Below are 13,367 nucleotides of genomic sequence, written 5' to 3' on the forward strand. Positions count from 1 at the left end.
TGCGTCGTACGATGCCGGGGCGGCGGGCCCTGCGCTCAGGCCCTCGCCCGTTCACGGGCCGGCGCGGCCGCGTCCCTCCTGAACGCCCAGTCCATCCGTGGCTCCATCGCGAACCGGAACACCCGGCGCACCGGGGAGGTGCACAGCAGCGTCACCACCGTGCCCGCGAGCAGCGTCACGGCCACCTCGCCCAGGGGCCGGTGCAGCCAGGCCGCGTCGTACCACCCCTGGTAGTCGGCGCCCTTCACGAAGAAGCCGTGCAGCAGATAGCCGGACAGCGTGCCCGCGCCCAGCGTCGTGAACCACATCGTCCGGCGCGGCACCCAGGCGAAGAAGCAGGCGGTGAGAAGGAGCGAGCAGCCCAGCAGCGCGAGCACCATCAGCGGGCCGCACCACCAGGGCGCGCCCAACTCCTGTGCGCTGTCGCGGTGATAGAACCAGCCGGGGTTCATCCGCGGCACCGACCACCACGCGACGGCGAGCGCACCGGCGAACACCGGCACCGCCAGGATCCGCACGACGCGGCGCCGTACGAGCTGGAAGTGCTCCTGCTTCATGGACAGGCCGATGACGAAGAACGGCAGGAACTGCAGCACCCGCTGGAGGTCGAGGTCGTCGCCGATGTCGGGGGAGACGGACGCCAGCATGGCGATCACGACGGCCAGCGGGACCGGGTGGCGGACCAGCTTCCACAGCGGGGTGGTCGTCCGCCAGATGAAGAGCGCGGCCAGGAACCAGGTCAGATACCAGGGGTCCAGCAGGCTGATCGGCAGGCCGGGGTCCCCGCCGACGGTGCGCTTGAAGAGGACGTACGCCGTCTCGAACACGACGTACGGCACCAGGACCCCCGTCACCAGCCGCTTCAGCCGGTCGGGACGCATGTCGAAACTGCGCGAGAAGTAGCCGGAGATGACGATGAAGGCCGGCATGTGGAAGGCGTAGACGCACATGTACGCCGCCTGCAGGGCGCGGCTGTCGCCCTTCAGCGGCTCCCAGGAGTGGCCCATGGCCACCAGCACGATCGCCAGGTACTTGGCGTTGTCGAAGAAGGCGTCACGCTGCCTCGCGGGCGGCCCCGAGGGCTCGGCGGAACGCGGACTCGGGACCCCGTCCGCGGGTGACCGCACCGGGGGGAGGGGCGCGCGTGCGGGCGGTGCCGACGATGGGCCTGTTGCTCTTGGGGAGGACGAGGCGACGTGAAACATCTGAGGCACCCTAGCGTTGTCCGCGGGCTCTCGTAAAACCCTTGATACGAATAGTGGTTATCCCCTTCGAGCCCCGGGATTTGGGGGAGTCGGCATTGCGGCGGCATGTTCTGTCACACATCGTCGATCACTCGGGAAACGCTCGGAGCTCCGCGGATTTACCTACAGCCAACGGGCGTTGTGTCCGCATTCATCCCTACTAAATAGGGCATATCGCTCGCGGGTGACTCTGGCGGAATGTCTGAAGATGAGGGCCGTGAACGGGACATGAGGGCGACGTGAGAGGGCTATTCGAATTTCCTGCGAACGCGATGTGTGGGCATGGAAACGACCGGAGGTAATTTCTGTCGGGCATTCCCCGAATTGCTGTGCGAACACCGCGAGTTAACGGTCGGCCGGCGATGCGCTCGCGCGGTCCGCGCGGCTGAGGGGGCCGACGATGCCTCACGGGCCGCATAGGGCGGGCCTGTTGGTGGCACGATGGTTCTGGCGGGGGTGCGAGGGCTTGGCGCCCCCGGGCCGGGAGAGCGGACCGACCGAGGGTGTGATCAGTTGTGGCCATTTCGCTGTCAGTGGTGCTGCTGTTGGCGATCATCCTGGTGGTGTTGATCCGAGGGGGCTCGATCAAGGCCGGTCCGGCGATCGTGGCGATCCTGTTCGGCTTCTTCCTCGCCTCGACCGGCATGGCCCCGTCGATAAACCGCTTCCTGAACTCGATAGCGGAGACCATCAACTCGATCAGCTTCTGACGACCGCTGATCGGCTTCTGACCGGACACGGCGCGTGCGGCTCCCACCGGGCCGCCGGCTCGCGGGTCGCGGTCGGCTCCGGTGCGGCCGTCGAGGGTGCCTCCTCGTGTCCCCGGATCCAGGCCTGTCACCCTGCGTCACACGGTCGCCCGGCGTCACATGGCGTCGTCACGGGACCGCCGAGGCGAGCCCGGCGAGCTCCCGTGCGCGGATCAGTGGGTCCTGGCTGCCGGGCGCGGGGCTGCCCCGGCCGGGAGGGGCCCTGGAAACGATCAAGGCCGGGTCGGAGGATCAATCCTCTGACCCGGCCCTGAGCCGTACAGAGCGGGCGACGGGAATCGAACCCGCGTAGCTAGTTTGGAAGACTAGGGCTCTACCATTGAGCTACGCCCGCAACGGACGCGCCGCAGGTCATTGACCGCGGCACAGGAGGCATCGTAGCGGGTCGCCCGCCTCGTAGGCCAACGCGTTGGTCCGTGCCGCCGCCGGTCGGCAAAGCGGCCGACGTGGCCTGTTCGGGCATGTACCCTACGTGTCGCACCATGACGGGGTGTGGCGCAGCTTGGTAGCGCGTCCGCTTTGGGAGCGGAAGGCCGTGGGTTCAAATCCCGCCACCCCGACCATCCGGCAGGCGCCGTCCGGCCCCGCCTCGCATGATCGCCTTTTGGGGCGCCCCGTGGCTGCGGTTACTATGCAAGCTGCGCGCCCGTGTGTCTGCACTGCCACGTCTCTCAGGCAGCGGCCCGCTGATCCGCCGAAGTCGCGCCCGTCCGGGCGCAGCATCTCGGCAGAACCCCAAGAAGTCAGCCACAAGGAGACCGAACCGTGAAGAGCGCCGTGGAGACCCTGAACCCGACCCGGGTTCGGCTCACTGTTGAGGTGCCCTTCGAGGAGCTCAAGGACAGCCTCGACGCGGCGTACAAGAAGATCAACCAGCAGGTCACGGTTAAGGGCTTCCGCAAGGGCAAGATCCCGGCCCGGGTCATCGACCAGCGGTTCGGCCGTGGCGCCGTGCTCGAGGAGGCCGTCAACGACGCGCTCCCGAAGTTCTACACCGAGGCGGTCAACGAGGCCGAGCTGAACCCGCTGGGCCAGCCCGAGGTCGACATCAAGGAGCTGAAGGACAACGAGGTGCTGTCCTTCACCGCCGAGGTCGACGTCCGCCCCGCCATCGAGGTGCCGGACTACTCCGGCATCGAGGTCGAGGTCGACGCGGTCGACGTGACCGACGAGGACATCGAGAAGTCGGTCGAGCAGCTGCGTGAGCGCTTCGCGTCGACGACCCCGGTCGAGCGCGCCGCCGAGGACGGCGACGTCGTCACCATCGACCTGGAGGCCAAGGTCGACGGCGAGGTCCTCGAGGACGGCGTCGCCAGCGACGTGTCCTACACGATCGGCTCCGGTGAGCTGCTGGACGGCATCGACGACGCCGTGAAGGGCCTCTCGGCCGGCGAGTCGGGCACCTTCGCCTCGGAGCTGAAGGGCGGCTCGGCGGCCGGCAAGGAGGCCGAGGTGACGGTCAAGGTCACCCAGGTCGCCGCCCGCGAACTGCCGGAGCTGGACGACGAGTTCGCGCAGCTCGCCTCCGAGTTCGACACGCTGGAGGAGCTGAAGGCGGACAGCCGCAAGCGCCTCGCCAACATGAAGCAGTACGACCAGGCCACCCAGGCCCAGGAGCGTGTCCTGGACAAGCTGCTGGAGCTGGTCGAGGTCCCGATCCCCGAGAAGCTCCTCGAGGACGAGATCAACACCCGTAAGCACAACCTCGAGCACCACCAGCTCGCCCAGATGGGTCTGAACCTCGAGCGCTACCTGGAGATCCAGGGCAAGACGGCCGAGGAGTTCGAGACCGAGACGCGCGAGGCCGCGATCAAGGGCATCAAGACGCAGTTCGTGCTCGACGAGCTCGTCAACAAGGAGAAGCTCAACGTCAACCAGGAGGAGCTGACCGAGCACCTCATGCGGCGTGCGGCCTCCTCCGGCATGTCCCCCGACCAGTTCGCCCAGGCGGTCGTCGAGGGCGGCCAGGTTCCGATGCTGGTCGGCGAGGTCGCCCGCGGCAAGGCCCTGGCGGTCGTCGTCGAGGCAGCCACGGTGAAGGACAGCAACGGCGAGATCGTCGACCTGGACGACGAGGACGAGGACGAGGCGGAGGGCTCCACGGAGGCCGCCGAGACCGTCGAGGCCGCCGAGGAGAAGCCGGAGGCGTAACCCTCCTGGACCACCGGGCCCACTCCTTGGGACCACCGGCCGCCGACGGGCCTCGGGACGCACCACGCGTCCCGGGGCCCGTCGCCGTAGGCCGCCGTGAGGCGGCCCGAGGCCGTCGGGGCTACCGTGATCTCACAGGGGTCCGGGGCGCGGTTCGTTACGGCCGTCGGCCACCGGTCACCGCACAGCCAACCTCCATGCGCTGACAGCGAACACCCGCGGAAGCGGGATGGCACCCGACTGCCTGCGCGTTAGGGTCCATGAATACGAGGGCAGGGGAGTCCCCGAAGCCGCCCCGCAGGGGGACGCGCGGGGTCCCACGCCCCAGCAGAACACGTGAGACGGCTCCGCGCCGTCGTAAGACGAGCAGGTGGATACGTGACGAATCTGATGCCCTCCGCCGCCGGCGAGCCTTCCATCGGTGGTGGCCTCGGTGACCAGGTCTACAGCCGGCTGCTCAACGAGCGGATCATCTTCCTCGGCCAGCCGGTCGACGACGACATCGCCAACCGGATCACGGCGCAGCTGCTGCTCCTCGCCGCCGACCCGGAGAAGGACATTTACCTGTACATCAACAGCCCTGGTGGTTCCATCACGGCGGGCATGGCGATCTACGACACCATGCAGTACATCAAGAACGACGTGGTGACGATCGCCATGGGCATGGCGGCCTCCATGGGCCAGTTCCTGCTCAGCGCGGGCACCCCGGGCAAGCGCTTCGCCCTGCCCAACGCCGAGATCCTGATCCACCAGCCCTCGGCCGGCCTCGCCGGCTCCGCGTCGGACATCAAGATCCACGCCGAGCGGCTGCTGCACACCAAGAAGCGCATGGCCGAGCTGACCTCCTTCCACACCGGCCAGTCGGTCGAGCAGATCACCCGCGACTCGGACCGCGACCGCTGGTTCGACGCGGAGGAGGCCAAGGAGTACGGCCTGATCGACGAGGTCATCACCACCGCTGCCGGCATGCCGGGCGGCGGAGGCACCGGGGCGGGCTCGTAAGGGCTCACCGGGCCTCGTAAGGGCCGGCAGAGACCCCCGTGGGCAGCCCGGGGTCCCCTGCCGCCCGGTAGGCCCGTGACGGCCCTACCGGGCCCCGTACGGCCCCCAGCGCCCCTCAGCCCCCAGCCACCGCCTCAGCCCTTCTCAGGAGACATCGTGAACGACTTCCCCGGCAGCGGCCTCTACGACCGCGTGCGCGCCGAGTACACCGCCCCCGTGGCCGAGTCCCGCTACGTCATCCCGCGCTTCGTGGAGCGCACCTCGCAGGGCATCCGCGAGTACGACCCGTACGCGAAGCTCTTCGAGGAGCGCGTGATCTTCCTGGGCGTCCAGATCGACGACGCCTCGGCCAACGACGTCATGGCGCAGCTGCTGTGCCTGGAGTCGATGGACCCCGACCGGGACATCTCGGTCTACATCAACAGCCCCGGCGGTTCCTTCACCGCGCTCACGGCCATCTACGACACGATGCAGTTCGTGAAGCCGGACATCCAGACGGTCTGCATGGGCCAGGCCGCCTCCGCCGCCGCGGTGCTGCTGGCCGCGGGCACCCCGGGCAAGCGCATGGCGCTCCCGAACGCCCGTGTGCTGATCCACCAGCCCTACAGTGAGACCGGCCGCGGCCAGGTCTCCGACCTGGAGATCGCCGCCAACGAGATCCTCCGGATGCGCTCGCAGCTGGAGGAGATGCTGGCGAAGCACTCGAACACGCCGATCGAGAAGATCCGCGAGGACATCGAGCGCGACAAGATCCTCACGGCCGAGGACGCCCTGTCGTACGGCCTGATCGACCAGATCATCTCCACCCGGAAGATGAACAACACCTCGGTCCGCTGAGGCGTATCGCCACCGGGCCCGTGTCTTCTGCAGCCCCTTGGCACGGTTTGAAACGGTGCACGTCAAAGTGAACCGTGCCAAGGGGGGCCCGAACGGGGGGCCCGGCAAGGTACCGTCGGACATAAGGCAGCACCAGGAGCCGCTGGACCCAAGGCGTCTCCCAGGCGAAGGGGAAGCACACCGTGGCACGCATCGGTGACGGCGGCGATCTGCTCAAGTGCTCGTTCTGCGGCAAGAGCCAGAAGCAGGTCAAGAAGCTCATCGCAGGCCCCGGTGTGTACATCTGCGACGAGTGCATCGATCTCTGCAACGAGATCATCGAGGAAGAGCTCGCCGAGACGAGCGAGGTGCGCTGGGAGGAACTCCCCAAGCCCCGCGAGATCTACGAGTTCCTCGAGGGGTACGTGGTCGGCCAGGAGGCGGCCAAGAAGGCCCTGTCCGTCGCGGTGTACAACCACTACAAGCGGGTTCAGGCCGGTGAGAACGGCGGGGCCCAAGGCCGCGACGACGCCATCGAGTTGGCGAAGTCGAACATCCTGCTGCTGGGCCCCACGGGCTCCGGCAAGACGCTGCTCGCCCAGACCCTGGCCCGCATGCTGAACGTGCCGTTCGCCATCGCCGACGCGACGGCGCTCACGGAGGCGGGCTATGTCGGCGAGGACGTCGAGAACATCCTCCTGAAGCTCATCCAGGCCGCCGACTACGACGTCAAGAAGGCCGAGACGGGCATCATCTACATCGACGAGATCGACAAGGTGGCCCGCAAGAGCGAGAACCCCTCGATCACGCGCGACGTCTCCGGCGAGGGCGTCCAGCAGGCCCTGTTGAAGATCCTGGAGGGCACGACGGCCTCGGTTCCCCCGCAGGGCGGCCGCAAGCACCCGCACCAGGAGTTCATCCAGATCGACACGACGAACGTGCTGTTCATCGTGGGTGGCGCGTTCGCGGGCCTGGAGAAGATCATCGAGTCCCGGGCCGGCGCGAAGGGCATCGGCTTCGGCGCGACGATCCGCTCCAAGCGCGAGCTGGAGTCCAAGGACCAGTTCGAGGACGTCATGCCCGAGGACCTGGTGAAGTTCGGGATGATCCCGGAGTTCATCGGCCGTCTCCCGGTCATCACGAGCGTCCACAACCTCGACCGCAAGGCCCTCCTGCAGATCCTGGTGGAGCCGCGCAACGCCCTGGTCAAGCAGTACCAGCGGCTGTTCGAACTCGACGGTGTGGAGCTGGACTTCGAGCGGGAGGCCCTGGAGGCCATCGCGGACCAGGCCATCCTCCGCCAGACGGGCGCCCGCGGTCTGCGCGCCATCATGGAGGAGGTCCTCCAGGCGGTGATGTACGAGGTGCCGTCCCGCAAGGACGTGGCCCGCGTGGTCATCACCGCCGACGTGGTCCTGTCGAACGTGAACCCGACCCTGATCCCGCGGGACGCCCGCGGCCGGGGGCCGGGGGAGCAGAAGACGGCGTAAGCACCGTCCGGATCGCCGGACAGCGAAGGGGCCCCGGCCGGATCGGCCGGGGCCCCTTCGCGTCGCGGTCGCCTCGTCGTGTCCTCGGCGACGACGCGTCCGTCGTCGTGTCCTCGGTGACGCGTCAGGCCTTCACCCGTACGTCGTCGCGGAGCTTGGCGGCGAGGCCCGCCGTCTCCTCGACACTGCCCCCGTCGCCGGCGGCCAGGGAGGCGAGGCTGAACGCCGTGACGTCGACCACGGTGCTGTGGTCGCCCCAGATGCAGATGGGCATGGTGAAGCTCTTCGCGGTACCGGTGCCCGACGCCCCGTCGTTCTCGAACTGGGCCACCTGGCACTTCATGATGGCGTCGGAGAACCCGGACGGGTGCACCACCTCCGGGCTGCCGAGCAGCTTGCCCTTGCCCTTCTTGTCCTTCTGGGCCTGCGTCTTGATCTTGGTGAACATGGCGTCAACGACGGCCTCGGGGTCGTCGATGGTGCCGTAGACGCCGCCGAAGGTGAGGTTCTTGACCGAGAGGCCCGTGCCCTTCTCGTATCCGGCGCTGACGTCCTTGGGGTTCTTCACCCCCCACTTCTCGAACTCCGCGAGGTCGTTGTCGCTCATGGCGTCCGAGGCGTCGCTGCTCTGCGCCTTCTTGTACGTGCCGCCGATGACCGCCGCCGGCGCCGTCAGCTTGTGCGGGCCGTCGTCGGCCACCGCACCGCCGCTGCTGCCGCCGAGCACCAGATACGCGCCCACCGCGATCGCGGCCACGACCGCCACCGCCGCGACGATCAGCACCGTCCGCTTCCTCCCGCCGCCCGGCGCCGGCGGCTGAGGTACGCCGTAGGGCTGCTGGCCGTACGGGGGCTGCTGCCCGTAGGGCGGCTGGCCGTAGGGCTGCGCCGGAGGCCGGCCGTAGGGCTGGGGCGCGGGTGGCTGCTGGGCGTACGGGTTCTGCTGGGGCGGGACACCCGCCGGGGCCTGCTGGGGATAGCCGTAGCCGGGCTGTGGTGCCTGGCCGTAGGGGCCCGGCTGACCGTACGGTCCGGGCTGCTGGGGCGGTCCGCCGTACGGGCCCGGCTGGTTGCTGCTCATCGTCTGGGTTCCCCTCCAGATGCTTATGCGTATCCGACATCCTGACGCAAGCGGAGGGGGCCGACGGGGCTGAGGGCTCACCGTTACCGAAGAATCGCGTTTCGGGACGGGGCCGTGACACCTCTAAACTGACTGCGTGACCGACAACGCTCAGCAGCAGCCCTCAGCGCCCGCCACCGAACTGCCGACCCAGTACGCGCCGGCCGATGTGGAGGGGCCGCTGTACGAACGCTGGGTAGAGCGCGGTTACTTCGAGGCGGACGAGAAGAGCGACAAGCCGCCCTACACCGTCGTCATCCCGCCGCCGAACGTCACCGGCAGCCTGCATCTCGGGCACGCGTTCGAGCACACCCTCATCGACGCCCTGACCCGCCGCAAGCGGATGCAGGGCCACGAGACGCTGTGGCAGCCCGGCATGGACCACGCCGGCATCGCCACGCAGAACGTCGTGGAGCGGGAGCTCGGCAAGGAGGGCAAGTCACGCCACGACCTCGGCCGCGAGGCCTTCGTCGAGCGCGTCTGGCAGTGGAAGGCCGAGTCCGGCGGACAGATCTCCGGGCAGATGCGGCGCCTCGGCGACGGCGTCGCCTGGTCCCGTGAGCGCTTCACCATGGACGAGGGTCTCTCCCAGGCCGTCCAGACCATCTTCAAGCGGCTCTACGACGACGAGCTGATCTACCGCGCCGAGCGCATCATCAACTGGTGCCCGCGCTGTCTGACCGCGATCTCGGACATCGAGGTCGAGTACCAGGACGACGACGGCGAGCTGGTCTCCATGAAGTACGGCGAGGGGGACGACACCATCGTCGTCGCCACGACCCGTGCCGAGACCATGCTCGGTGACACCGCCGTCGCGGTCCACCCCGAGGACGAGCGCTACAAGCACCTGGTCGGCAAGCTCATCAGGCTGCCGCTGACCGACCGCTCCATCCCCGTCGTGGCGGACGAGCACGTCGACCCCGAGTTCGGCACGGGCGCCGTCAAGGTCACCCCGGCCCACGACCCGAACGACTTCGAGATCGGCCAGCGCCACGACCTGCCCGCCATCACCGTGATGGACGAGCACGCCGTCATCACCGTCCACGGCCCCTTCCAGGGCCTGGACCGCTTCGAGGCCCGCTCCGCCATCGTCGCCGCCCTGCGCGCCGAGGGCCGGATCGTCGCGGAGAAGCGGCCCTACGTCCACTCGGTCGGCCACTGCTCGCGCTGCAAGACCACGATCGAGCCGCGCCTGTCCATGCAGTGGTGGGTCAAGGTCGGCCCGCTCGCGAAGGCCGCCGGTGACGCGGTCCGCGAGGGCAAGGTCAAGATCCACCCCCAGGAGATGGAGAAGCGGTACTTCGACTGGGTCGACAACCTCCACGACTGGTGCATCTCGCGGCAGTTGTGGTGGGGCCACCGCATCCCGGTCTGGTACGGGCCGAACGGCGAGGTCGTCTGCGTCGGACCGAACGAGGAGCCGCCGAGCGGCGAGGGCTGGCACCAGGACACCGACGTCCTCGACACCTGGTTCTCCTCCGGCCTGTGGCCGTTCTCCACGTTGGGCTGGCCCGAGCAGACCGAGAGCCTCGCCAAGTTCTACCCGAACTCCGTCCTGGTCACCGGCTACGACATCCTCTTCTTCTGGGTCGCCCGGATGATGATGTTCGGCCTGTACGCGATGGACGGCACCCCGCCGTTCCACACCATCGCCCTGCACGGCATGGTCCGCGACCAGTTCGGCAAGAAGATGTCGAAGTCCTTCGGCAACGCGGTCAACCCGCTGGACTGGATGGACAAGTACGGCTCCGACGCGCTGCGCTTCACGCTCGCGCGCGGCGCCAACCCCGGTGTCGACGTCCCGATCGGCGAGGACTGGGTCCAGGGCTCCCGCAACTTCGCCAACAAGATCTGGAACGCCACCCGGTTCGCGCTGATGAACGGCGCGACGGTCCAGGGCCCGCTGCCGGAGGCCGCGCGCATGTCGGCCACGGACCGCTGGATCCTGTCCCGGCTGAACTCCGTGGTCGCCGAGGTCGACGCGCTCTACGACGACTTCCAGTTCGCCAAGCTGTCCGACGCCCTCTTCCACTTCGCGTGGGACGAGGTCTTCGACTGGTACGTCGAGCTGTCCAAGACGACGTTCCAGGCGGGCGGCGAGCCGGCCGAGGTCAGCAAGCGCGTCCTCGGCGAGGTCCTCGATGTCACCCTGAAGCTGCTGCACCCGGTCGTCCCGTTCGTCACCGAGACGCTGTGGACCACCCTCACCGGCGGCGAGTCGGTCGTCATCGCCGAGTGGCCCAAGGACAGCCGCTTCCGGGACGCGGCCGCCGAGCGGGAGATCGAGACCCTCCAGTCGGTCATCACCGAGGTCCGCCGCTTCCGCGCCGACCAGGGCCTGCAGCCCGGCCAGCGCGTCCCGGCCCGGCTGACCCTCGACGGCACGGCGCTCGCCCCGCACGAGGCCGCCATCCGCCAGCTGCTGCGGCTGCAGCCGGAGGGCGAGGACTTCACGGCCACGGCGACCCTGCCGGTCGCGGGCGCCACGGTCGCGCTGGACCTGTCCGGCACGATCGACGTGGCGGCCGAGCGCAAGCGGCTCGCGAAGGACCTGGCCGCGGCGGAGAAGGAGCGGCAGCAGGCCGAGGCCAAGCTCGGCAACGAGGCCTTCCTCGCCAAGGCGCCGGACCAGGTGGTCGACAAGATCCGCACCCGACTCGCCAAGGCGCAGGAGGACATCACGCGGATCCAGGCCCAGCTGGACCGGCTTCCCGCGGCCTGAGCAGGCCCTGACCGCCGCCCGACGGTGAACCCCGAGGCCCCCGGCACCTTACGGTCCGGGGGCCTTGGCCGCGTCTGTCACCGGCGCTCCGTAGACTGGCCTCGTGAGTGACCTGCCGCCGCGCGACCCCAACGAGAGCGATCCCTTCGAGGAGATCGTCGAGGCCGAGACCACCCGTGACCCCGACCTCGCGGTGATCGAGGCCGGCAGCCGAACCCTGCGGACCCAGGGCGGCCCGCCGCAGGCCGACGTGCCCGGGCGTCCGGCCGACCCCGAGGTCGACCAGGCCCTGCGCGAGGTCGAGGCCGAGCTGGCCACCCGCTGGGGCGAGACCAAGCTGGAGCCGTCCGTCAGCCGTATCTCGGCCCTGATGGACGTCCTCGGGGAGCCGCAGCGCTCGTACCCGTCCATCCACATCACGGGCACCAACGGCAAGACCTCCACCGCCCGCATGATCGAGGCCCTTCTCGGCGCCTTCGAGCTGCGCACCGGCCGGTACACCAGCCCGCACGTCCAGTCGATCACCGAGCGGATCAGCCTCGACGGCGCCCCCGTGTCCGCCGAGCGGTTCATCGAGACCTACCAGGACATCAAGCCGTACCTGGAGATGATCGACGCCTCGCAGGAGTACCGGCTGTCCTTCTTCGAGGTCCTCACGGGCATGGCGTACGCGGCGTTCGCGGACGCGCCCGTCGATGTCGCGGTCGTCGAGGTGGGCATGGGCGGCAGCTGGGACGCCACCAACGTCATCGACGGCGACGTCGCCGTCGTCACCCCCATCGACCTGGACCACACCGACCGGCTCGGCGGCACACCCGGCGAGATCGCCGAGGAGAAGGCCGGGATCATCAAGCAGGACGCCACCGTCATCCTGGCCCAGCAGCCGGTCGACGCGGCCCAGGTGCTGCTGAAGAAGGCCGTCGAGGTCGACGCGACCGTGGCCCGCGAGGGCCTGGAGTTCGGGGTCGTCGCCCGGCAGATCGCGGTCGGCGGCCAGCTGCTGACCCTGCGCGGCCTCGGCGGCGAGTACGACAACGTGTACCTGCCGCTGCACGGCCCCTACCAGGCCCACAACGCCGCCGTGGCGCTCGCCGCCGTCGAGGCGTTCTTCGGCGTGGGCTCCCAGCGCCCCGAGCCGCTGGACATCGACACCGTCCGCAAGGCGTTCGCGGCGGTGTCCTCCCCGGGCCGCCTGGAGGTCGTACGCCGATCGCCGACCGTCGTCCTGGACGCCGCGCACAACCCGGCGGGGGCCCGCGCCACCGCCGAGGCCGTCAGTGAGGCGTTCGACTTCAGCCGGCTGATCGGGGTCGTCGGCGCGAGCGCCGACAAGAACGTCCGGGGTCTTCTGGAGGCGTTCGAGCCGGTCTTCGCCGAGGTCGTGGTCACCCAGAACTCCAGCCACCGGGCGATGGACGCCGACGAGCTGGCCGCGATCGCCGTCGAGGTCTTCGGCGAGGAGCGCGTCCAGGTCGAGCCGCGGCTGCCCGATGCCCTGGAGGCCGCGATCACGCTCGCCGAGGAGGAGGGGGAGTACGCGGGCGCCGGCGTGCTCGTCACCGGCTCGGTCATCACAGTCGGCGAGGCCCGACTGCTCCTGGGGAAGGGCTGACTCTCGTGCGTACGCTCTGTGCTTCGACCCTGATCGGCGAGTTCTTCGTCATCGGCTTCGCGGCTCTGGTCGCCATGAAGGACCCGAACCTGTCCACGACCACGGTCTGGACCGTCAGCGGCATCGCGATGGCGCTGAGCGTCCTGCTGTGCGGGCTGATCACCCGCCCGGGCGGGGTCCAGCTCGGCTGGGCCCTGCAGATCGCACTGATCGCCTCCGGGTTCTTCGTGCCCACGATGTTCTTCATGGGCGCCGTCTTCGCGGCCCTGTGGTGGGCGTCGGTGCACTTCGGGAAGAAGATCGACGAGGCCAAGGCCCGTTTCGCGGCCATGCAGGACCACGAGAGCAGCCCGGCGGCCCCGTAGCGTTGCGGGGCCGGGCCGACCTGACGCTGTGTGACGGTCACCCGAAACCGCCCTGTACCCTCTACGCACCGCACC

Annotated in this window: 10 protein-coding genes and 2 tRNA genes; 9 read left to right on the plus strand and 3 right to left on the minus strand. The window is 69.2% G+C overall.

Going from position 1 to position 13,367, the window contains the following annotated elements; all coding sequences use genetic code 11:
• Positions 1-35: 35 nt before the first annotated feature.
• Positions 36-1,205: an acyltransferase family protein gene (locus ACFY2Z_RS21335; RefSeq protein WP_390745677.1), complete on the minus strand. Its 1,170-nt coding sequence runs from the start codon at positions 1,203-1,205 to the stop codon at positions 36-38.
• Positions 1,206-1,759: 554 nt separating this feature from the next.
• Between ACFY2Z_RS21335 and ACFY2Z_RS21340 the strand changes: the two genes are divergently transcribed.
• Positions 1,760-1,954: a hypothetical protein gene (locus tag ACFY2Z_RS21340; protein WP_026178055.1), complete on the plus strand. Its 195-nt coding sequence runs from the start codon at positions 1,760-1,762 to the stop codon at positions 1,952-1,954.
• A 323-nt stretch (positions 1,955-2,277) separates the two neighbouring features.
• Here the strand turns inward: ACFY2Z_RS21340 and ACFY2Z_RS21345 are convergent.
• Positions 2,278-2,348: transfer RNA gene (locus tag ACFY2Z_RS21345), tRNA-Gly, on the minus strand.
• 152 nt (positions 2,349-2,500) lie between these two features.
• Here ACFY2Z_RS21345 and ACFY2Z_RS21350 point away from each other — a divergent pair.
• The 5 genes from ACFY2Z_RS21350 to clpX all read left to right on the plus strand — a co-directional run bounded on the left by ACFY2Z_RS21350 (position 2,501) and on the right by clpX (position 7,473).
• Positions 2,501-2,577 (plus strand) — tRNA-Pro (locus ACFY2Z_RS21350).
• A 202-nt stretch (positions 2,578-2,779) separates the two neighbouring features.
• On the plus strand, positions 2,780-4,165 hold the full coding sequence (gene tig / locus ACFY2Z_RS21355; protein ID WP_390745678.1) for a trigger factor: 1,386 nt from the start codon (positions 2,780-2,782) through the stop codon (positions 4,163-4,165).
• A gap of 390 nt (positions 4,166-4,555) precedes the next feature.
• Entirely contained in the window at positions 4,556-5,167 is a 612-nt protein-coding gene (locus ACFY2Z_RS21360) for an ATP-dependent Clp protease proteolytic subunit (RefSeq protein ID WP_311697028.1), read from the plus strand.
• A 156-nt stretch (positions 5,168-5,323) separates the two neighbouring features.
• Positions 5,324-6,004: an ATP-dependent Clp protease proteolytic subunit gene (locus ACFY2Z_RS21365; RefSeq protein ID WP_311696969.1), complete on the plus strand. Its 681-nt coding sequence runs from the start codon at positions 5,324-5,326 to the stop codon at positions 6,002-6,004.
• A 182-nt stretch (positions 6,005-6,186) separates the two neighbouring features.
• Positions 6,187-7,473 carry an ATP-dependent Clp protease ATP-binding subunit ClpX gene (clpX, locus tag ACFY2Z_RS21370; protein ID WP_150478206.1) on the plus strand — a complete coding sequence of 429 codons (1,287 nt, stop codon included), beginning with the start codon at positions 6,187-6,189 and terminating at the stop codon, positions 7,471-7,473.
• Positions 7,474-7,597: 124 nt separating this feature from the next.
• Here clpX and ACFY2Z_RS21375 read toward each other — a convergent pair whose 3' ends face one another.
• Positions 7,598-8,554, minus strand: coding sequence for a hypothetical protein (locus ACFY2Z_RS21375; RefSeq protein WP_390745679.1), 957 nt, complete (start codon positions 8,552-8,554; stop codon positions 7,598-7,600).
• A 136-nt stretch (positions 8,555-8,690) separates the two neighbouring features.
• On the opposite strand from ACFY2Z_RS21375, the gene ACFY2Z_RS21380 reads away from it, so the two are divergent.
• From ACFY2Z_RS21380 to ACFY2Z_RS21390, 3 genes are all read left to right on the plus strand, one after another.
• Complete coding sequence (locus ACFY2Z_RS21380) at positions 8,691-11,315, plus strand: valine--tRNA ligase (protein WP_390745680.1); 2,625 nt, start codon at positions 8,691-8,693, stop codon at positions 11,313-11,315.
• Between the two features lie 103 nt (positions 11,316-11,418).
• Positions 11,419-12,927, plus strand: coding sequence for a bifunctional folylpolyglutamate synthase/dihydrofolate synthase (locus tag ACFY2Z_RS21385; protein ID WP_390745681.1), 1,509 nt, complete (start codon positions 11,419-11,421; stop codon positions 12,925-12,927).
• 5 nt (positions 12,928-12,932) lie between these two features.
• The gene (locus ACFY2Z_RS21390; RefSeq protein ID WP_390745682.1) at positions 12,933-13,292 is read left to right on the plus strand and encodes a DUF4233 domain-containing protein; all 360 of its coding nucleotides are present in this window, start codon (positions 12,933-12,935) and stop codon (positions 13,290-13,292) included.
• The last annotated feature ends 75 nt before the right edge of the window (positions 13,293-13,367 follow it).

It is taken from the genome of Streptomyces sp. NPDC001222, assembly GCF_042896945.1.
Classification (GTDB): Bacteria; Actinomycetota; Actinomycetes; order Streptomycetales; family Streptomycetaceae; genus Streptomyces; species Streptomyces gibsoniae.